The sequence below is a fragment of the Marinobacter sp. MIT930201 genome, from assembly GCF_047122665.1.
GTDB classification, from domain to species: domain Bacteria; phylum Pseudomonadota; class Gammaproteobacteria; order Pseudomonadales; family Oleiphilaceae; genus Marinobacter; species Marinobacter salarius.
The window spans coordinates 3,876,499-3,898,397 of record NZ_CP138916.1 but is presented as its reverse complement, the minus strand read 5'-3'; the positions used below and the strand labels follow the sequence as shown (position 1 = coordinate 3,898,397).

General features: G+C 57.2%; 16 protein-coding genes. 4 read left to right on the top strand and 12 right to left on the bottom strand.

The window, feature by feature from the left end:
- Nucleotides 1-2: 2 nt before the first annotated feature.
- Both malF and malE read right to left on the bottom strand, forming a co-directional pair.
- Nucleotides 3-1,496: a maltose ABC transporter permease MalF gene (gene malF / locus SIC19_RS17735; RefSeq protein ID WP_085680155.1), complete on the bottom strand. Its 1,494-nt coding sequence runs from the start codon at nucleotides 1,494-1,496 to the stop codon at nucleotides 3-5.
- Nucleotides 1,497-1,662: 166 nt separating this feature from the next.
- Nucleotides 1,663-2,862, bottom strand: a complete 1,200-nt coding sequence (malE, locus tag SIC19_RS17730) for a maltose/maltodextrin ABC transporter substrate-binding protein MalE (RefSeq protein WP_127401554.1) — start codon at nucleotides 2,860-2,862, stop codon at nucleotides 1,663-1,665.
- 262 nt (nucleotides 2,863-3,124) lie between these two features.
- On the opposite strand from malE, the gene SIC19_RS17725 reads away from it, so the two are divergent.
- The 3 genes from SIC19_RS17725 to SIC19_RS17715 all read left to right on the top strand — a co-directional run bounded on the left by SIC19_RS17725 (nucleotide 3,125) and on the right by SIC19_RS17715 (nucleotide 7,264).
- A complete protein-coding gene (locus SIC19_RS17725) occupies nucleotides 3,125-4,948 on the top strand; it encodes an alpha-amylase (RefSeq protein ID WP_127401556.1) in 1,824 nt (607 codons plus the stop codon).
- Nucleotides 4,949-4,950: 2 nt separating this feature from the next.
- Nucleotides 4,951-5,838, top strand: a complete 888-nt coding sequence (locus tag SIC19_RS17720) for an aldo/keto reductase (protein ID WP_226909930.1) — start codon at nucleotides 4,951-4,953, stop codon at nucleotides 5,836-5,838.
- A gap of 166 nt (nucleotides 5,839-6,004) precedes the next feature.
- Entirely contained in the window at nucleotides 6,005-7,264 is a 1,260-nt protein-coding gene (locus SIC19_RS17715; protein WP_127401558.1) for a substrate-binding protein, read from the top strand.
- Here the strand turns inward: SIC19_RS17715 and tpiA are convergent.
- The 9 genes from tpiA to SIC19_RS17670 form a co-directional block, all read right to left on the bottom strand.
- Entirely contained in the window at nucleotides 7,257-8,045 is a 789-nt protein-coding gene (gene tpiA / locus SIC19_RS17710) for a triose-phosphate isomerase (RefSeq protein ID WP_127401560.1), read from the bottom strand. The genes SIC19_RS17715 and tpiA overlap by 8 nt on opposite strands.
- Before the next feature lie 33 nt (nucleotides 8,046-8,078).
- A complete protein-coding gene (eno, locus tag SIC19_RS17705; protein ID WP_091641397.1) occupies nucleotides 8,079-9,380 on the bottom strand; it encodes a phosphopyruvate hydratase in 1,302 nt (433 codons plus the stop codon).
- 172 nt (nucleotides 9,381-9,552) lie between these two features.
- A complete protein-coding gene (locus SIC19_RS17700; RefSeq protein WP_127401562.1) occupies nucleotides 9,553-11,559 on the bottom strand; it encodes a methyl-accepting chemotaxis protein in 2,007 nt (668 codons plus the stop codon).
- 269 nt (nucleotides 11,560-11,828) lie between these two features.
- Entirely contained in the window at nucleotides 11,829-13,577 is a 1,749-nt protein-coding gene (locus tag SIC19_RS17695; RefSeq protein WP_127401564.1) for an extracellular solute-binding protein, read from the bottom strand.
- Nucleotides 13,578-13,836: 259 nt separating this feature from the next.
- Nucleotides 13,837-14,112, bottom strand: coding sequence for a DUF2160 domain-containing protein (locus SIC19_RS17690; RefSeq protein WP_041335498.1), 276 nt, complete (start codon nucleotides 14,110-14,112; stop codon nucleotides 13,837-13,839).
- Between the two features lie 11 nt (nucleotides 14,113-14,123).
- Nucleotides 14,124-14,930, bottom strand: a complete 807-nt coding sequence (locus tag SIC19_RS17685; protein ID WP_007155503.1) for a carbohydrate ABC transporter permease — start codon at nucleotides 14,928-14,930, stop codon at nucleotides 14,124-14,126.
- Nucleotides 14,931-14,940: 10 nt separating this feature from the next.
- Entirely contained in the window at nucleotides 14,941-15,807 is an 867-nt protein-coding gene (locus SIC19_RS17680; RefSeq protein ID WP_036205138.1) for a carbohydrate ABC transporter permease, read from the bottom strand.
- Nucleotides 15,804-16,907, bottom strand: a complete 1,104-nt coding sequence (locus SIC19_RS17675; RefSeq protein ID WP_041335501.1) for an ABC transporter ATP-binding protein — start codon at nucleotides 16,905-16,907, stop codon at nucleotides 15,804-15,806. Before SIC19_RS17675 ends, SIC19_RS17680 begins: the two co-directional genes overlap by 4 nt.
- Entirely contained in the window at nucleotides 16,907-18,004 is a 1,098-nt protein-coding gene (locus SIC19_RS17670; RefSeq protein WP_126812285.1) for an ABC transporter ATP-binding protein, read from the bottom strand. The genes SIC19_RS17675 and SIC19_RS17670 overlap by 1 nt, the downstream gene beginning before the upstream one ends.
- Before the next feature lie 338 nt (nucleotides 18,005-18,342).
- On the opposite strand from SIC19_RS17670, the gene SIC19_RS17665 reads away from it, so the two are divergent.
- The gene (locus SIC19_RS17665; RefSeq protein WP_127401566.1) at nucleotides 18,343-20,241 is read left to right on the top strand and encodes a sigma-54-dependent Fis family transcriptional regulator; all 1,899 of its coding nucleotides are present in this window, start codon (nucleotides 18,343-18,345) and stop codon (nucleotides 20,239-20,241) included.
- On the opposite strand, the gene glpK is transcribed toward SIC19_RS17665, so the two are convergent.
- Nucleotides 20,242-21,714 carry a glycerol kinase GlpK gene (glpK, locus tag SIC19_RS17660; RefSeq protein WP_041335504.1) on the bottom strand — a complete coding sequence of 491 codons (1,473 nt, stop codon included), beginning with the start codon at nucleotides 21,712-21,714 and terminating at the stop codon, nucleotides 20,242-20,244.
- Nucleotides 21,715-21,899: the final 185 nt, after the last annotated feature.

Below are 21,899 nucleotides of genomic sequence, written 5' to 3'. Positions count from 1 at the left end.
CCTTACACTTTGACTTTGGACAGTTTCAGGTTGATCAGCGACAGGGCGCCAACCACCAGGAAGATGGCTGTGGCAATCGCAGCCGCCAGGCCAAAGTTCTGTCCGGAATCCTGAAACGCGATGCGGTAGGTGTAGCTCACCAACAGGTCTGTGGTGCCCGCAGGTGTGCTTGCGCCGATAATATCGGGCGCGCCACCGGTCAATAGCGCAATCAGGACGAAGTTATTGAAGTTGAACGCAAAGCTTGCGATCAGCAGCGGCATCAATGGCTTGATGATCAGCGGCAGGGTGACATTGAACAGGTTGTTCACCGGCCCAGCCCCGTCCATCGCGGAGGCCTCGTAGAGATCCCTCGGTATCGCCTGCAGTAAGCCCATGCAGAGCAACATCATGTAGGGGTAGCCCAACCAGGTGTTAACGATCAGGATCATGGTTCGCGCCAGCGCCGGGTCACTGAACCAGTCAGGCCGCAATCCGAACAGGCCTTCCAGTACCAGATTGATCTCACCGAAGTTCTGGTTGAACAGGCCCTTGAACACCAGGATCGAGATAAACGCCGGTACCGCATAAGGCAGGATCAGCATGGTGCGGTAGAAGCCCTTTCCGCGAATCTGGTCCCACTGCAGGAGGTTCGCCAGCAACAGCCCGAGCGCCAGGGTGAACACCACGGTTGCCACGGCAAAGGACAGCGTCCATACGAAGATCTCAAAGAACGGCCCGCGAATGCTCGGGTCGGACACCACCTTCAGGTAGTTGTCCCAGCCGATGTTCACGGTCCACCCCGGCGACAGTGTCTGACCTTCCGCACTGCGGTAGAAGCCGGTGTCGTGGTCCGGAAAGTAGGTCACGTCCGTCTGGTTGTTGGTGATGCTGCCGTTGTCGTGCAACGTGAACTGGGCGTTGATGGCCGCAAAGGCACGCAGGCTGGCCATGCTCAGCTCGCGCCCGTCTTCGGTCAGCAGGTCCAGCTCCGACAGTTCCGATCGCAACTGGATAATGTCGCGAATGGCCAGCGGCTCGCCAGCCGGCTTATCCGAAGCGGGTAAGACCGGCGCGCTGGTGTCGGAACCGTCCAGCGCCAGCGGAGCCGAAACCAGGTTCTGGTGCTTACCCTCAAGGTAGATCACATAACCGGCATCGGTGTTGAAAAGCTCATAGTTATAGCGGACGGAATCGGACTGGTAGGTCCGGTCCATCAGGTTGTCCTTCACCTGCTCAAAACTCAGCAGGTTGCTGGCACTGTAGTTGGTAAAGCCAATACCAACCGTGTACATCAGCGGGAAAATAACAAACACCCCCATACCGGCTACTGCGGGGAAAATGTAGCGATGGGCGTAGAGTTTCTTGTTCACGAACACAAACACCGCTGATGCCGTCAGCACCAGGAACAGCATCGCGAACACGAACTCCTGCTGGGCATACAATGCCAGTATCAGGTAGAGCGCCATGCCTACCAATGCGGCCAGGGCACCCCACTTTAGAATTATTCGGGTCATTGGAAGTCTGCTTTCGGTTCCGGGGGAGGACAGGGTTTCCGTTATCATTGTAGTCAGCCCGTTTAAAGCCGTCGCCAACGTCTGGCGAGGGCAGGTTTACAACAACAGGTCAGCACGGCTGGGAGAACCATCGGCACGGCGGCCGACGGCACTCCCATCAGGGGCATTACCGGGTAATGCGCTGTGCTGCTGAGTTCAGGGCGTCCTCAACGGGCTGTCTTCCAGATGTGATGTTCTGCAGAGCCGGCCCCATGGAGGACCAGAAAGCGCCCATGGCAGGCACACTCGGCATGGGTTCACCCAACTGGGCGTTTTCAAACGTCGCCGCAATATTCGGGTTGGACGACAGTTCGTCCATAAATTCCTTGTTGGCCACGGCTCCCAGGGGAACATCGTTGTTCACCATTTTCAGGCCTTTGACGGACAGCGCGTAGTTCTCAAGGAACTCTACCGCCAGGTCCTTATTGGGGCTGGCCGTATTGAGAGTCGCCGCCATCACGCCAACCATGGGTTTGCTGGGCTGGCCATCGACGGTGGGCAACTTGGCAACGCCAAAGTCAATGTCGCTCTTCTCCAGGTTACCCCAGGCCCATGGGCCGTTGATCATCATTGCGGTTTCGCCCTTGTTGAAGCTGGACTCCATGGCGCTGTAATCCGCACCGCGAGGCATCACGCCTTCTTCAATCAGGGTTGTGAGCATGTTGGCGCCCTTCATGGCACCTTCGTTGTTCACGCCAGTGTCCTTGACGTCATAGCTGCCGTCTTCGTTCTGGGCGAAAATATAGCCGCCGGCCGCGGCAATCATTGGCCAGGTGAAATAGGTGTTGTTGTAGTCCCAGAGGATGGCGCGCTTGCCATCTTCCGCCAGTTGTTTGTGAATGGCGGGAATGTCCTCGAAGGCGGTTGGCGGCTCGGGCACCAGGTCCTTGTTATAGATCAGACCAATGGACTCGACGGCCATGGGGTAACCGTACATCTTGCCATCGACGGTCACAGCATCCCAGGTGAAATCGAAGTTCTCACCGATAACACGCTGTGACGGCTTGACCTCGGAAATGATGCCGCTTTGCGCCCATTCGCCGAAACGGTCATGGGCCCAGATAAAGATGTCCGGGCCATTGCCCGTGGCGGCGGATTGCTGGAACTTGTCAGTGGCGCTGTCTGGATGAGCCACTTCAACGGGGATGCCGGTTTCCTCGGTAAACCAGTCACCCACTTCCTGCAGGCCATCATAGCCCTTGTCGCCATTGATCCAGACCAGGAGCTTGCCTTCCTCGATCTCGGCGTGAGCCGGTGCGGAGATGCCAAAGGTTGCTGCAACAATGGAAGCTGCGAGTGAACTACGGATAAAAGTTCGACGATTCATCAGGTGTTTCCTCTGCTTGTTCCTGCCTTATTCTTGTTGTCCGCCCTGACACGAGGTTGGCCGGGCGGGCTGAACGCAAATCTTTTTATTGCGAGTAACCGAACTGTGTTGCAATTTGCTGTTGCTGGCATCAGCCCTGATTTCATTCCCTGAGGCGTAGAACGGGGGAGTAGTGAGGCGTAGTGAATTCCGTCTACCACCCACCGTTCAGGTCTGGTTTGATTGGATAACCACAACAATAAATGGAACCGGAGCCCATTGCATGAGCCAGACCCCGAAAAAAATCAGGTTTACCGCCAGCCTTGTGACGTGCCTCTCGCTTGCCGGCTGCGCCGGTGGCCAGTTCGAGACCGCCGCCCCACCCTCGGACAACCGCGCTGTTTTAACCGGCGGGATGTGCACCGCCACCCAGGCAGAGATGACCGTTACCGTCGGCAATGCCTTCAAAGACGGCGACTGGGTGCGAGACTACTACAGTGGCAACAAGGCACAGGTGATAGATGGCCAGGTCACACTCACCCCGGCCCCGGACGCCGAAGGCCTGTTACTGCTGGAAGCCGTGGACGCTCCGGAGCAGAGCTTCACCTGGGCGGGCGCAACCGTCTACTTTACCGTGACAGATCGCTTCGCCAATGGCCGCACCGACAACGACCTGAACTACGGTCGCAAGCCCGACGGCAAGGATGAAATCGGCACCTTCCACGGCGGGGACTTTGCTGGCCTGACACAGAAGCTGGACTACCTTAAGGATCTCGGCGTCAATGCAGTCTGGGTCACCCCACCCTTCGAGCAGATTCATGGCTGGGTTGGCGGTGGTGACCAGGGGGACTTCCAACACTATGGGTACCATGGCTATTACGCTCTGGACTTCACCCGCCCTGACGCCAACTTCGGCACCCGCGAGGAATTCCGCACCCTGGTGGAAGAAGCCCATGCCCGCGGCATCCGCGTGGTTATGGACGTGGTTATGAACCACCCGGGCTACGCCACCCTTCAGGATATGCAGACCTTCAACGTTGGCGGGCTGCGCGGAGGCTTCGAAAAGCACCTGCCCGAACAATGGGGCGACTGGCGACCGGAATCCTGGGAGAACTTCCACGCCTACCATGCGTTGATCGACTACGATCATCCGGGCTGGGCCAACTGGTGGGGCAAGGACTGGGTTCGCGCCGGCATCGGCGACTACGACACGCCACCCAAAGCCTCCATTGATCCGGTACGGGGCTCCCTCGCCTTCCTGCCGGATTTCAAGACGGAATCCACCCAGGCAGTGGACCTGCCCATTTTCCTGCAGAACAAGGAAAACACCCGCGCCACACAGCTTGAAGACGCCACCGCCCGGGATTATCTGGTCACCTGGCTAACCGATTGGGTGCGCGAGTTCGGTGTTGATGGTTTCCGGGTGGACACCGCCAAGCACGTGGAGCCGGAAGCCTGGAAACAACTGAAAACCAAAGCTCAGGATGCACTGGACACCTATCGCGCCAATAATCCCGGCCAGCCGTTGCCAGCGGAAGAGTTCTGGATGGTCGCGGAGGTATTCCCCCATACTGTGACCCGAAGCAGCTACTTTGATGCCGGATTCGACGCCGTCATCAACTTTGACCTGCAGGAGGAAGCCCAGGCCGGTGCAGCTTGCCTGCCCGCCATGGAGCCCATCTACAGCGAGTATTCCGACAAGATGCACGGCGACACCCCCTTCAACGTCATGAGCTATATCTCATCCCACGACACCCAGCTTTTCAGCCGCATTGCCGACAACAAACCGGCGATGCAGAAGCGGGTCGCTGCGGCCTTGCTGTTTACACCGGGCACCAGTCAGATATTCTACGGAGACGAATCCGGCCGCGCTTTCGGGCCCACGGGTTCTGACGGCCACCAGGGCACCCGTTCAGACATGAACTGGGCCGACATCGAAAATGGCACGGCACAGCCGGTCCTGTCCCACTGGACAAAGCTGGGCCAGTTCCGGGCACGTCACCCGGCAATTGGTGCCGGGGAACACAAACAACTCAGTACCAAACCCTACGTCTTTTCAAGAACCCACGGCGACGACCGGGTGGTGATCGCCTTCGGCAAGGAGTAATCGTGCAAAACACCCAAACAGCAGGATTCACACCGGAAACACCCCTGATTCTGGGAATGATGCGGCTCCATGACCATCCCAGCCTCACGCAACCGGCCCGACTTGCGGACTGGATTGCCGCGCGGCTGGATGACGGCCTGAACGTGTTCGATCATGCCGACATCTACGGTGGTGGCGAGTGTGAACGGCTGTTCGGGGATGCATTACGTGCTCACCCGGCCCTAGCCCAAAACCTGCAGGTGATCACCAAAACCGGCATTGTTCCGGCCGACCGGGACACCTCGCAGTGGCGGGTAAAACACTACCGGGCCGAAGCGGATTATGTGGAGAACGCGATCAACAAGGCCATCGCCTCACTGGCGGTAGAACAGATTGACACCTTTCTGATTCACCGTCCTGATCCGTTGATGCAGGCCGAGGACGTCGCGCGAGTGCTGGAAGCGGCGGTGTCCGCGGGTAAGATTCGCCAGATCGGCGTCTCCAACTTCCTGCCCGAGCAATGGCGATGGCTGGCCCGGAACACCGCGCTACCACTGGTGTGCAATCAAAGCCAGTTATCCCTGCTCCACACCGATCCGTTGTTCGATGGCACCCTTGAAGCTCATCTTGCGGATGGACTGCGCTGGTTGGCGTGGTCTCCGCTGGGTGGTGGTGGCCTGGCGGACCGAATCCCGGCAGAGCTGATGGAAGAGGCTCGGGAAGAAACCGGTCTGGATGACACCGGCCTGGCTATCGCCTGGTTACGACAGATTCCCGGAACGCCCATACCCGTGCTGGGCTCCATGAATCCCGAGCGTATTCACTCAGCGCTCAATGGCGCTCGAAGCCCTATGCCACGGGGCCTCTGGTACCGGCTTCTGGAATCGGTTCGCAATACCGCAGTTGCCTGACCCGGAAGTGCGTTGTGACGTCCGTCAACGCCTGACAATTCGTTACACAACTTCCACCTTCGTCCGATTGTTGCTTTTGCAGAGAGCCGCGACACTGGTCCTGATCCACAACAACAATATCAGGGCCCGCGTTACCGGCCCGGCGCGACCAAGGAGGCCTGTGCCAATGCTCTGCAAGAAGCTGCTTCTCTCTTTGTTGCTGACCCTGCTGGCGACGGCTCCCGTTGCAGCGGAAACCCTGAAAATCGGGCTCAACTACCCGCAGACCGGCCGCTACAAGGACCAGGGCCTGCAACAACGCCTGGGCGCCTTCCTGGCCGTCGATGAAATCAACAAGGCCGGCGGCATCATGGGCCGCGAAGTGGAACTGGTGATACGCAACACCTCCGGCGAACCGGACAAGGGCGCCAAAAACACCGCTGAGCTGATCGACCGCGAAGGGGTGCAAATGGTATTCGGTGGCGTTTCCAGCGCAGTAGCCATTGCCTCCGGCAGAGCAGCAAGGGACCGAAACCGTATCTACTTCGGAACCCTGACCTACTCCAACGCCACCACCGGCGCCGCCGGCCACAGTCACATGTTTCGCGAACCCTATAATGCCTGGATGACGGCGAAGGTACTGAGCCAATATCTCAATACCCAGCATGCCGGCGACGAATACTTTTACATCACGGCAGACTACACTTGGGGCTGGTCGGTAGAGAAATCGGTCCGGAAATTCACCAATACCGAAAACACCGACGCTCACAAGGGCGTTAAGACACCCTTCCCTCGCGCGTTAATTACGGATTTTCGCCAGGCTCTGGAACAGGCGGAACAAAGTGGCGCGAAGGTCCTGATGATGGTGTTGTTTGGCGACGACATGGTGCGTGCGCTGAACGTCGCCTACGAAATGGGTTTGACGAAGAAAATGCAGGTGGTGGTACCCAACCTCACGCTCGGCATGGCCCGCCAGGTAGGCCCGACCATTATGGAAGGTGTCGTTGGCGGATCGCCCTGGGTGTGGAGCGTTCCCTACCAGTACAACTACGCCCGCGGTAAGGAATTCGTAGAGGCCTTCTCAAGCCGCTACGAGATGCGCCCCTCTACCGCGGCGGCCTCTGCCTACAGCATCGTCTACCAGTACAAGGATGCCGTGGAAAGGACCGGCACCACGGACACACGCCAGCTTATTCGAGCCCTGGAAGGCCACCGGTACACTTTCCTGAAGGACGAGCAGTACTGGCGCGACTTCGACCACCAGAACATCCAGACGGTCTACGTTGTGAGGGTTAAGCCCCGCAATCAGATCATGGAAGACGAGTACTCGGCTGACTACTTCGAGATCATCGACTCAATGCCCGGCGATGAGGCCGCCCAGACCCGGCAGGAATGGGAAGCCAGACGCAAGGAAGCCGGACAGCCGCTCAACCTAACCTCTAGGTGAGCGTCGATGTCACAGGGTTAACCGTGTTTGCCAGCGCCGCGCCAATGTTTGAAAACTCGTCAGCCTGCAGGGACGCCCCGCCGATCAGGCCGCCATCCACTTCGGGTGACGAGAACAGAGCTGCCGCGTTGGCCGCTTTCACACTGCCACCATAAACAATGCGCACGGACTGCCCTGCGCCTGTCTCACAGTTTTCCAGAAACTGGCGGATAGCCCGGTGGGTGTCCGCCACCTGCTCCGGGGTAGCGGTCCTGCCGGTGCCAATAGCCCAGACCGGTTCATAGGCAACGATGCTGCCAGCCAGGCCGGACATGCCGCATTGGTCAATCACCGTCTGCAGCTGTCGCTGAACGACCTTCATCGTCCACCCCTGCTCTCGCTCTTCCAACGTTTCGCCAACACACATCACCGGTATCAGCCCCGCTGAGAGCACCTGCTGAAACCGGGCAGCAACATCATCGTCGGACTCGTGGTAAAGCGCGCGTCGCTCCGAATGCCCGACCAATACGTAACGGCACCCCATTTCATGCAACATGGTGGCGCTTACTTCCCCGGTGTGTGCACCGGACGGCGCACGGCTGGTATTCTGCGCCCCGAGTGCGATGCCGGTGTACCCGAGCAGGTCCCGCACCTGGAACAGATAGGGAAACGGCGGGCAAATGGCCATATCAATGGTTTTGCGAAAGGGGCGGAGCTTTGCCAACATCCGCACAAGCAACGCCTGGTTGGAGTGCAGGCTGCCGTTCATTTTCCAGTTCGCAATCAGAATGGGTTTTCTCATGGTTTGTCTCCTGTGATTCCTCGTATCGACGTGTCAGGTATCCAGGGCACAGCGAATGGCTCCAACACCGGGATAGAAAGCGTGGGCGCCAAGGTCCTGCTCGATACGAAGCAACCGGTTGTACTTGGCGACACGGTCAGAGCGGCAGAGGGAACCGGTCTTGATCTGACCTGCTCTGGTTGCCACTGCCAGATCGGCAATAAACGTATCCTCGGTTTCACCACTGCGATGGGATATAACCGCGGTGTAGCCAGCATCCTGTGCCGTTCCAATGGCTTCAAAGGTTTCCGTGAGGGTGCCTATCTGGTTGAACTTGATCAGAACCGAATTGGCGATGTCCTTCCGCACGCCATCCGCGATCAGTGACGCATTGGTCACGAACAGGTCATCCCCTACCAGTTGCACCCGTTCCCCCAGCTTTTCGGTCAGCAGCTTCCAGCCATCCCAGTCGTCCTCATCCATACCGTCCTCGATGGACGCGATGGGGTACTGCATCGCCAGCGACAGCAGATAATCGGCAAAGCCGGCGGAGTCAAAGCTTGCTCCGGCTCCGGACAACTCGTAGCGGCCATCGCGATAGAACTCGGAGGCGGCACAGTCCAGAGCCAGCACGATATCCGTGCCCGGCCGATAACCCGCCCTGACGACCGCTTCCAGGATAAGATCCAACGCCTCTTCGCTGGAGCGCAGATCCGGCGCGAAACCGCCTTCGTCACCAATGGCGGTGGAAAGGCCTTTCTCGGTCAGCAATGACTTCAGTGCATGGAAGGTTTCGACACCCATTCGCAATGCCTCGCTATAGCTGGGCGCTCCGACCGGCTGGATCATGAATTCCTGAAGATCAACGGTATTGTCTGCATGGGCACCGCCGTTGATGATATTCATCATGGGTACCGGCAACACACACGGACCGGAGCAACCATAGAGTTCTGCCAGATAGCGGTACAGCGGTTGCTGTCGAAAGTTGGCGGCGGCATCGGCAACCGCCAGGGACACGGCGAGAATGCCGTTTGCACCAAAACCGGACTTGTTATCGGTGCCGTCCAGGTGGCACATCAGCCGATCAATCACCAACTGGTCAAACACCACCCGGTTTTCAATCGCTGGTGCGATGTGGCGGTTAACCGCTTCGACGGCCCCCAGCACACCCTTGCCATTGTACCGATCAGGATCACCGTCCCTTTTTTCCAGGGCCTCCCTGGAACCGGTGGAGGCGCCCGACGGCGCGCGACCGCGTCCGACCACGCCGTTTCCCAACTCAACATCCACTTCCACTGTGGGAAAACCGCGGGAATCCAGAATTTCCCGGGCGAATACGGACTGAATACGCTCCATAATCATTAACCTACTTGCTCGTGTTGTTTTTGTTTCCGCACACATAGGTGCACTATCGAACAGTTCACTCGATTGTAATATTCGTTTACGAACATTCACAAGCGAAAAAGAACACAATTCCATATGATTTTGTTATATGGAAAACCCCAATAGGAACTTCAAACGGTTTCGACTACACCCGGAATCGCCCGATCAACGCTTCGATATCACTCATCGATGCCTTGAGCTGGTCGCTGGTCGCTACCAGTTGTTCGATCTCCGCCAGGTTTTCCGATGACGACCCGCTGATTTCGGTAACATTGCGCGACACCGAACGGCTGACGTCTTCCTGCTCGTCCATGCCGGTACGAACATGTTCCGCGCTATTGCGGATCTGGTCGACGGCCTCCCGAATGGTTTCAACGCCTTTGGAGGCATCGGTGATCAGGGACTTGACCGATTCCAGGCGCTGGAAGCTGTCTTCCATGGAACTCACGGCTTCGGCCGCATCCCCCTGGAGACGGTTGACGAGGCCACGAATGGTGTCCGTGCTACTGGTGGTTTTCTGGGCAAGTTGTCTGACTTCGTCGGCCACCACTGCGAACCCACGGCCAAACTCTCCAGCCCTGGCGGACTCAATGGCTGCGTTGAGCGCCAGCAGGTTGGTCTGGTTGGCGATTTCATCGATGGATTCGGTGATGCGCCCGATGTCGTGGGACGCACTCTCCAGCTTTTTCAGCTTGCCGGAGGTCTGCTGTATCTGCTCTTCCAGTTCATTCACACACTCCATGTTGGCGTTGGCGGTCTCTTTGCTTTCATCAACCCGACTGTTCACCGACTCCACCAGTTGGTGGGTGTCCCTGACGGATTCCGCCACGTGATGGCAGGACGCTTCCATCTCCGTCATGGCGGTCGCTATCGAATTGAGGTCATCGGCCTGCCCCCGAATACGCTGGCTCAGGTCGTGGGAAAAATCCGCGTTGGACGCCGCCACACCGGTAATTTCACCGCCGGCTTTCTGCAAGCTGCCCAACACCTCCCGCATGGCCGCTGCGAGCTTATTGGCCGACTCTTTCAGTTCAATGAACTCGCCGTTGGCGCGGAACGTCAGCTCGCGGCTATAGTCACCCCCAGCCATCGCCGAGAGGTGATTGACGGTGGCGCGCAAAGGAATACTGATCAACCGCCCCAACCACACCGAGATCACAACGGCAATAAACAGGATTAGCGGCACCAGGTAATACACCAGCTGTTCCGAGAAACGCGCCGTGGCATCCAGGTTGTCGACGGTCTGTACAGCGGCCTCTCCGGCTGCCGTGACCATCCGGTCAATATGGCTGTTGAGGTTATCAAGCCCGGCCTCTATGTCCGCGACGGTGCTGTTCACCGCCAGCAGGTTGCTGCGGTAATCGTAATACTGGCTGACTATGCCGGCCTCACTGTTGACCGACTCAAAGAAATCGCTTGCGATAGGCGCAAGCGACTCCAGCGACGCAATCTCGCCAATGATGGCCTCAATATCCTGCTCAACCGTCACGGTGTTGAATCGCAGGTTTTCCACCACTGCTTTGAGCCGTTCGGCATCGTCGGTGCTGACCAATTGCATAATTAGCAGTTCAATATTGGACAGGTTCCCCATGACCGTCATGAGCAGGTCTTTCAGATAAATGTCAGACCCTGCGGGCGCTGATGCTTCACGAAGCAACAACTGTTTCATTTCCGAGGCTTTGGCCAGAAAGTCGGATAAATCACGGTTCACTGACTCAGATACCAGGATGACCTCCGCCTGGTGTTCGCTAAGCCTGGCCGCTTGTTTTTGCAGCGTGCCAAGGGCCTCCCGGTACTGCTGCGCGGGTTCCTCGAACCCAGTAAGCAAGCGGATTTCGCCGGCTTCAGCAGCGAGTGACGTCACCTGCTTATCCAGCGCGGTCATTTTATTTATCAGCCTTCCATAGCGGGATTCCAGTTCCTGGTTGTCCCTCACCCTGGCGAGCGAGATGACTGCCATGCCACTGCCACCTGTCGTTGCCTCGACAGCCTGGACAGCACGCTGAAACGGGAAAATTCTCTCCTTTACCGCAGACGTACCCTCGGAAATGGATGTCATCATATCGCCGTTGAACAGCCCCCAGCCTGCGATGATCACACAAAGCAAACCGAAGCCCAGGTATAGACGATGGATAACTGAAATTTTTCTCATGCCCTATCAACCCCTACTGCCAGCCCTGGACAGGCCCGGAATTTGGAAAGGAAGGATCAGGTGCAAAAAGGCGGAAAAAGGGCCGGCAGGGTCAACCCGCTAAACACGGGGGAACACCTGAAATGCTAATAGGGGGGGAATGAAAGCAACCGGCCAAGACCCACCGACCTGACGGTGTTAGGTCTGCCGCTGCCCCAGGAAACCCGGGACAACGGCAGGGCACTACAGGTAAGTGATTTACTGAGTGACTACTCGAGCCGCCTCAGAAATCAGCTCTCGCGAGCTTCTTCCCAGGTTTTGAGCAGCTCTTCGTAGCGGACGGTTTTGCCTTTCGGCTTTTCATTGTCCAGCTTCGGTTTGGGCGCGCCCGGCTGATCCAGCCAGTACTGGGGATCACGCGGCTCGTTCAGCTTCGGACCGCATGTTTCCTGGACACTGGCACGTTCGAGACGCTCCATGACACGATCCTGTGCCTGCGCCAGTCCGTCCAGTGCTTTCTGCGGCGTTGCTTCGCCACTTGCAGCCTGAGCAATATACTGCCACCAGAGCTGAGCCAGCTTCGGATAATCCGGTACGTTGGTACCCGTCGGCGACCACTGAACGCGGGCCGGGCTGCGATAGAACTCCACAAGACCACCGAGCTTGGGCGCCATTTCGGTCATGGCATCCGATTCGATATCAGACTCGCGGATCGGCGTCAGACCAGCGATGGTCTTTTCCAAGGATACGGTTTTGGACACCGTGAACTGTGCATACAACCAGGCCGCAAGGCGACGCTTTTCAGGAGTGGACTTCATGAAGGTCCAGGAGCCCACGTCCTGATAACCCAGTTTCATGCCTTCTTCCCAGTAGGGCCCACGTGGTGAGGGGGCCATGCGCCACTTCGGGGTGCCGTCTTCGTTAACCACCGGCAGGCCGTCTTCGATCATGCTGGCAGTAAAGGCGGTGTACCAGAAGATCTGCTGGGCAACAGCGCCCTGAGCGGGCACGGGACCAGCTTCAGAGAACGTCATACCCGGCGCTTCCGGCGGTGCGTATTTTTCCAGCCAGTCAACATACTTGGTGGTTGCGTACACAGCAGCCGGTCCATTGGTTGCACCGCCGCGGCTTACGCTGGCACCAACAGGGTGGCACTCATCCACCCGGATGCCCCACTCGTCAACAGGCAGGCCGTTCGGAAGGCCCTTGTCGCCGGCGCCAGCCATGGAGAACCAGGCATCCGTGAAACGCCAGCCCAGTGACGGGTCTTTCTTGCCGTAGTCCATGTGGCCGTAGACACGCTTACCATCAATTTCCTTCACGTGTACGGAGAAGAACTCGGCAATGTCCTCATAAGCGGACCAGTTCACTGGGACGCCCAGCTCATAGCCGTAGATATCCATGAACTGCTTTTTCAGGTCTTCGCGCTCGAACCAGTCAGCGCGGAACCAGTAAAGGTTGGCAAACTGTTGGTCAGGCAATTGGTAGAGCTTGCCATCAGGGCCGGTGGTGAAGTCCAGACCGATAAAATCGTCCAGATCCAGGGTCGGCAGGGTCAGATCCTTGCCTTCACCGTTCATGATGTCCTCAACAGGCATGACCTTGCCGTAGCGGAAGTGGGTACCGATCAGGTCAGAGTCGTTGACCCAGCCGTCGTAGATGTTCCGGCCGGACTGCATCTGTGTCTGCAGCTTCTCGATAACATCGCCTTCCTGGATCAGCGTGTGGGTCAGATTGATCCCGGTGATTTCGCTGAATGCCTCAGCGAGTACCTTGGATTCGTATTCGTGAGTGGCAATGGTTTCCGAGACGACGTTGATGTCCATGCCCCGGAACTGCTCGGCAGCCTGGATGAACCACTCCATCTCCTTCATCTGCTCTTCTTTCGTCAGAGTCGAATTCTTGAATGCCTCATTCACCCACTTCTTGGCGGCATCAGAATACTGATCTGCACTGGCCTGAAAACTGAGCCCCAATCCCACCGAGCCAATCGCAGCGCTCAGAAGGAGGGTTTTCGGATATTTATTGTTCTTGAACATATCCAACCTCGTTCGTCTTGTTTTGGTTTGTTCGAAACGCGACAGCGAGTGTCAGTGCGTTCCGGCTTTCCCTCTATAGCGTTATTGCCGCTATTCCTGGAAACGGAGCCGAATAGGGATGTTCGATTCCGATCATTAAGAAGAAAATAGTTCGTTATAGAAATTTTTACAACCGTTTTGAGCGATAAATCATAAGATTTTTTTCGGGCCTCCCTGGCAAACGAAAATCAAAAGCGCCTTCCACTGGCACCGTTTCCCATCACCCCCAGCGCAACAGCACCAGGAGCCACGCCACTGACACCACCAACGCTACCCAAAGAGTAATGTCGCTGACCGCCAGGAACGCAAGATGGATATAGGCCGCCGATAGCAGACCAATGAAAAGACGATCTCCCCGGGTTGTCGAAATCGGCAGAAACCCTTTTCGCTCCGTGCACGGCGACACCACTTCGTAAACCGTCATCACCAGCAAGATACAGGCAATCACCGCAAAGAAAATCGCAACCGTTGGTGTCCAGTTCATCCATTCAATCATGAGTTCTCTCCTTATACCCGACCCAGTGCGAAGCCTTTGGCGATGTGGTTGCGAACAAACCAGACCACCAGCACGCCGGGAATAATAGTGAGCACACCGGCAGCCGCCAGCACACCCCAGTCAATGCCGCTTGCCCCGACCGTTCGGGTCATGATTGCGCCAATGGGCTGCGCATCCACGGAGGTCAATGTTCGGGCGAGCAACAATTCCACCCAGGAGAACATGAACGCAAAGAACGCGGCGACGCCAATGCCAGACCGAATCATCGGCAGGAAGATCTTCACGAAAAACTTGGGGAAGCTGTAGCCATCAATATAGGCCATCTCATCGTACTCGCGCGGCACACCCGACATGAAACCTTCGAGAATCCAGACCGCCAGCGGCACATTGAACAGACAGTGAGCAAGCGCCACTGCAATGTGGGTATCAAACAACCCTACTGACGAATAGAGCTGGAAGAACGGCAGTAGAAAAACAGCCGGCGGTGCCATGCGGTTACTCAGCAGCCAGAAAAACAGGTGCTTGTCTCCCACGAACTTGTATCGGCTGAACGCGTAGGCGGCCGGCAAGGCCACCAGCAGTGTGATGGTCATGTTCATGGACACGTAGATCATCGAGTTGATGTAACCCGAGTACCAACTTGAATCCGAGAAAATCACAGCGTAGTTGGCCAGGGTGAAATTCTGCGGCCACAACGTCAGGCCACCGAGAATTTCCTGGTTGGTCTTGAACGACATGTTCAGGAGCCAGTAGATCGGAGTCAGCAGGAGCACGATAAACAGTGTCATCCCGAAGCCCTTGGAACGTGAATAGTTCATCACTCTCTCCTTATTTTTCTTTGTCGAGGTGAGTTATGGCGGTAAAGAACACCCAGGACACCAGCAGCACGATCAGGAAATAGATCAACGAGAACGCCGCTGCCCGGCCGATATCAAACTGGCCAATCGCCATGGTGGTGAGTGTCTGGCTCAGGAAGGTTGTTGAGCTGCCTGGCCCGCCACCGGTGAGAACAAAGGGCTCGGTGTAGATCATGAAGCTGTCCATGAACCGCAGCAGTACCGCAATCACCAGCACACTTTTCAGGCGCGGTAACTGGATATAGCGGAACACGGCCCACTTGGAGGCACGGTCAATTTCGGCAGCCTGATAGAAGGCTTCGGGAATGGCACGCAAGCCGGAGTAGCAGAGAAGAGCCACCAGGGGTGTCCAGTGCCATACGTCCATCAGCAGCACCGTCAGCCAGGCATCCACCGTGTCGCCGGTATAGTTGTAATCCAGCCCCAGCGCATTCAGGCCCCAGCCAAACAGGCCGATGTCACCACGGCCGAAGATCTGCCAGATGGTCCCGACCACGTTCCAGGGAATCAGCAACGGAATGGCCAGAAGGATCAGGCACAGAGAGGCCTTGATACCGGATTTTGGCATCATCAGCGCAACCCCGATCCCGAGGGGGATCTGGATCGCCAGCACAGCGCCGGAAAACAGGAACTGCCTGAGCAGGGATTCTCTCAGCCGCTCGTCAGCAAGCACTTCGCGAAACCACTCGGTACCAACGTAATAGGCGTTACCCGGGCCAAAGATATCCTGGACCGAATAATTCACAACGGTCATCAGCGGTATCAGGGCTGAAAACGCTACAAGTATGAAAACTGGCAGTACGAGCCACCAGGCACGATTATTGGGAACCTTATTCATTGGTCCTTCTCCTCTACCAGAAACTCGTCCACGTAAAGCTTCAGCCACTTTTCCGGAAAGCTGAGCTGAACCTGGCCGCCAACTGCAAAGTGCTGGTCTTCCGTCAGCCGAACCTTCAACGTTTCGAAATCCAGCTTGACTGTCATGACCTTGTAAGTGCCGAGGTCCTCGACATCCAACACCTCGGCCTCAAACGTATCGTCCGCCGGCATATCGGACGCCTGGATAAACTCCGGGCGAATACCGATCTTGAGATTGTTGGACTGCAGGCGCTGCAACAGCTCGACGTGTTGAACACTCAGCGGGACAACCGTGCTGCCGAAGCAGACCCCGCGTGGGCAACGCTGAACCTCAATCAGATTCATGCCGGGGCTACCGATAAAATACCCCACAAATGTGTGGTTGGGCTGTTCGAAGAGCTCCGTTGGGGTGCCAAACTGAACAATCTGACCGCCATACATCACCGCGATTTTGTCGGCGAAAGTGGACGCCTCAAGCTGGTCGTGGGTGACGTACACCATGGTGATATCGAACTGTTCGTGAATCTGCTTGAGCTTGCGGCGCAGCTTCCACTTGAGCTGGGGATCGATAACCGTCAGCGGTTCATCGAACAGGATGGCGGACACATCGCCCCGAACCAGGCCTCTACCCATGGAAACCTTCTGTTTCTGGTCCGCGGACAGGTTCTTGGCCTTTTTCTGCAGCTCGCTCTCAATCTCCAGGATCTCCGCGATCTCATGCACCTTGGCCTTGATCTGGGACGACGGCACGCCGGTGTTCTTGAGCGGAAATGCCAGGTTCTGGTACACGGTCATCGAGTCATAGATCACGGGGAACTGGAAAACCTGGGCAATGTTCCGGTCCCTCGGGGACAGCTCGTTCACCCGCTTGCCATCGAACAGTACGTCGCCCTCGGAGGGCTGGAGCAAACCCGAAATGATGTTCAGCATCGTACTCTTGCCGCAGCCGGACGGACCGAGCAATGCATACGCCCCACCCTTCTCCCAGACATGGTCCAGTTGACGGATCGCGTAGTCATCGGGCCCGGCCGGAGTGTCGCTGTAACTGTGAGCCAGGGACTTCAAATGAATTTCAGCCATCAGACCGACCCTCCTGTGACGACCTGTGCCGGTGTGTGCACCAGGCTTTCGTCTTTATCGAATACGAACAGTTTGTTGATGGGCAGGTAGATCTTGATGGGCGAACCCGTGTGGTACTGGTGTACGCCCATCAACTGCATCACCATCTCGAAGTACCGATTGCGCACGTGCATGAAGGTTTCGGAGCCACTGATTTCACTGAGCTCAACCTCCATCGACATCTCGAGATCATCCTCATTGTTGGGGACCAGTCCGATGTGACTCGGGCGGATACCAAACCAGTAATCGCCGGGTTCGAGCCGTGCGAGTTCCTGGGTCAACGCATGATGGGAGTATTCGTCGAAGGTCACTTCCGTGGCGGTGACCCGACCCTTGATCATATTCATGGGGGGCTCACTGAACAGTTGTGCCGCCAGGGTGTTCACTGGGTTACGGTAAACGTCCATTACCGGGCCGCTCTGAACGATCCGTCCCTCGTTCAGGAGCGTGGTGACACCTCCCAACGCCAGCGCCTCGTTGGCTTCGGTGGTGGCGTATACGGCAATGCACTGGCGTTCGCGGAACAGTTCCCGCAACTCAGCGCGCAACTCTTCCCGCAGTTTGTAGTCGAGGTTCACCAGCGGTTCGTCAAACAGGATCAGGGTTGCGTCCTTGACCAGGGCCCTGGCCATCGCCGTGCGCTGCTGTTGCCCCCCTGAAAGCTCCAGCGGATACCGCTTCAGCAAGGGGTCAATCTGCAGCATGTTCGCGGTTTCCTTGACCCGCCGGTCAATCTCACTCTCCTTCATCTTGGCCAGACGCAGGGGCGAGGCGATGTTTTCGTACACCGTGAGGTTGGGATAGTTGATGAACTGCTGATAGATCATTGAGACATTGCGTTGTTGAACGCTTTGCCCGGTGACATCGTTGCCGTTGTAGATGAGGCGGCCGTCATCGGGCTTGTCCAGCCCGGCCATCAGCCGCATCAACGAGGTTTTGCCGGCCAATGTACGCCCGAGCAGAACGTTGAACGAACCTGCCTCAAACGTGATGTTCGCGTCGCGGATGTAATCGACTCCATCCACGACACGGGAGAGGTTCTCCAGCGTTAAGGACATAGGCTTTCCTTTGTTGTTCTTGTGGCACGTTATCCGCCGTCACCGCAGGCGACCGGCGAGAATTCGATTTCGAATACATAAAGGCAATGAGCATACCAATGTAGGTGGAAACCACGAGAAAATGCGTAGATCATTGTTTTTATTGTCATTAAATTTCTAGAAAATTTCTTTATTGAAAACAGAAATGTTCGCTATCAAACTTTTTGTTCAGTTTGAACATTGACCTGAACAACCAATGAGCACATTATTGAACATCGTGGCGAACAGATTCGCGGCCTCGGGCCACCCTGGCGGGGTGCGAAAAAACAAAACGAACTTCAGGAACGCGGAGGATTCGCGTGAAAAGGCAACAAGAGAGGGCGGAATACCGATCCATTATCGCGGATTCATGGAATCGCTGTATTGGTTACGGGCTTCACCATGACTACGAACCCGAGCCCGCGAACCTCGACGACCGTGCCCGGGAAACGCTGGAAAAGGACTACGAAGCGTTACTCAGCACAACAGAGACGGAAGTACTTCCCTACTACAACAACATCATGTCCAACAGCCGCTGCCTGATCCTGCTGGCCGACTCCCATGCCCAGGTCCTGAAGGGCTGGGGCGACAAACGCATTACCGAAAGCCATCTGCGGCCATGGTTCAGCGCGGGCGCCAGTTGGCACGAACGCTACGCTGGCACCAACGCCATTGGCACTTCCATCGCCACCCGCTCGCCCGTCCAGGTCCAGCGAAACGAACATTTTCTCAAACTCAACCGGAGCATCATCAGTTCCGCGGCGCCGATATTCGATACCGACAGAACCCTGGTGGGGGTTCTCAGTGCCTTCAGTGATGCCTACCTACCGCAGGCGCATACGCTGGGGATGGTTCGTCTTCTTTCGCAATCGGTTGAAAACCGTCTGATCGTCAGGCAGTTGGGGAGCGATCATTTTATCCTCACCCTCAACACCACGGCGGACAATATCGACAGCCCCTGGTCGGGACTGATCGCGTTTGACCCCAACGGCCGCATAGTTGCCTCCAATCAACGGGCAGATCAACTACTCGGCGAGCCTTTGTCAGGGCGCAACCTGAACTCGCTGTTCATTGAAAACCGGAACCTGGTACTGAATCACTCCCACAACACCCCCATACAGCTCACGACCACGAAACGAGTGCGGCTGTCAGGACTGTTGAAGCGGCCGGTCTCGCTCGACACCGTCACCACAAAGCCCGCGCGCGCAATACCCCGTGCCAGGCCCACGGAGCCAGGCATGGCTGGCGTTTCCATGGACGATATTGAACATGGGGATCCACTGGTCCGGCGCTGTGCCGACCAGGCGAGGAAGGTTCTGGAGAGAGGCGTTCCGATACTGATTTGTGGTGAAACCGGTGTGGGCAAGGAAGTGATGGTCAAAGCCCTGCATGGAACCAGCCAACGATGCGCGCAGCCTCTGGTCTCCGTTAACTGTGCGGCGATCCCACCGGAGCTTGTCGAATCCGAACTGTTTGGCTACGAGGCCGGCGCATTCACCGGCGCCCGCGCCCAGGGTTCTCTGGGCCTGATACGCAAGGCCGACAAGGGCATCCTGTTCCTGGACGAAATCGGAGAAATGCCCCTGGCCGCCCAATCCCGGCTATTGCGCGTTCTGCAGGAACGGGAAGTGACACCGGTGGGCTCCACGGAACGCATTCCCGTGGACATACTGCTGGTATCTGCGACCAACCGCCCGCTCGCAGATCGAATCGACAATGGTGAGTTCAGAGCGGACCTCTACTACCGCATCAATGGCCTCAGCCTTGAGCTTCCAGCACTCAGGGATCGAATGGACCGGCGCGAGCTGATCCGCAGAATCTATCTGGAGCATCGTGACAGCGGCCAATCGGACACTCTGAACAATGAGGTAATGGCGGCGCTTGAGAATCACCCCTGGCCCGGCAATATTCGCCAGCTGGTGAACATCGTCCGCGTCGCCGTGGCCATTGCCGACGGCGACGACGTGCAACTCTGGCACCTGCCGGAGGATTTCCTGGCGGATTATGAGAGTCAAACCAGGCCCGAGCGCAAACCGGTATTCGATGCATCGCCCTACAGAGAATCGCCCCAGGCGAATGACAACTCCCGGAATGACACCATGGATCAGACACTGGTGGTCTACCGACAGTGCATGGGCAACGTGTCCCGTGCAGCCAGGGAACTGGCTGTCAGCCGCAACACCCTGTACAAGCGACTTCGGGATCTGGGTGTAAGGTAGTCATAGCTTGCGAATGGCTTTAAGCCAGCCGTCGTAGAGCTTGTCACGCTGGGCTTTGGTCATCGTTGCCTCAAAACTGCGGTCGCATCGCCACATACTGCTCAGATCCTCCAGGCTTTTGTAGACACCCGCCTGCAAGCCAGCCAGATAGGCCGCGCCCAGGGCGGTGGTCTCCACCAATGCAGGCCGATCGACCCTCGCTCCGAGGATATCCGCCAGGAACTGCAGTACCCAGTTGTTGGCCACCATGCCACCGTCCACACGCAGGGTAATGGGCCTTATGCCATCCTTCTCCATCGCCTTCTGCAGATCCTTGGTCTGGTAGCAAACCGATTGCAGGCCAGCGGTCACGATTTCCTTGATCCCGGTATCGCGGGTCAGCCCGAAAATCGCCCCACGGGCGTTGGGGTCCCAGTACGGTGCACCCAGGCCCGTAAACGCTGGCACCAGATAGACCCCGTGGTCCACCGGTGTGCCTTCCGCCAGGGGTTCGGTCTCACAGGCGTCCCGAATCAGCTGCAACCCGTCTCGCAGCCACTGGATAGCAGCACCGGCGATAAAGATACTCCCCTCCAGCGCGTAGGCAGGCTTTCCGTTGAGGCGATAGGCTACCGTTGTGAGCAGGCGGTGCTCTGACGTCAGAGCCTTGTCGCCGGTGTTCAGCATCAGGAAACAGCCGGTACCGTAGGTGCTTTTCGCCATTCCGGTTTCAAAGCACGTCTGGCCGAACAGGGCCGCCTGCTGGTCCCCCGCCATACCCATGACGGACGTACCACCCAGCCGACCGTTACCGACGATCTGGCCGAAGTCCGCTGCCGAATCCATCACCTGCGGCAACAACGAGGCAGGAATGCCGAACAGGTCAAGTAGCTCCGGGTCCCAATCCTGATCGTGAATGTTGAACAACAGGGTGCGACTGGCATTGGTCGCATCGGTCCTGTGCTCCCTGCCGCCGGTCAGTCGCCAAAGCAGAAAACTGTCTATCGTGCCGAACGCCAATTCTCCGCGTTCCGCCCGTTGCCGGGCGCCCGGTACGTTGTCCAGTATCCAGCGAATTTTCGTCGCCGAAAAATAGGGGTCAATCAACAGCCCTGTCTTGTTGTTCACTGAAGGTTCAAGGCTTTGCTTCTTGAGCGATTCACACCAGTCTGCGGTTCGCCTGTCCTGCCAGACGATCGCCGGGTAGATGGCCTCGCCCGTTGCGCGGTCCCACAACACCGTGGTTTCACGCTGGTTCGTTATGCCAACAGCGACAACCTCATCGTTGTCACCACACCCCCTGGCCATCACGTCATCGCAGGTTTCCTGGACAGTACGCCAGATGTCTTCCGGCTCATGCTCGACCCAGCCGCTCGCGGGAAAATGCTGAGGGAACTCCTGCTGGCTCGTCGCGTGGATGTTGCCGTCCAGGGTGAAAAGGATGGCGCGGGAACTGGTTGTCCCCTGGTCGATCGACAGAATGTACTGAGTCATAGTTGTTTTGCCTCGGGCCAGTGTTCTTATTTTTTCGTATTTTTACTTTTTTGAAAACAAAAGCCAACCCTTTTTGCGGGCGAAAACTTACCCGCACTTCGCAAGCCTCACACAAGCCCCTAAAAATGCTGCACAAAGGCACAAAACACTCTAAACTGAGTTCAGGTTTGAAATCGCTATTTCGT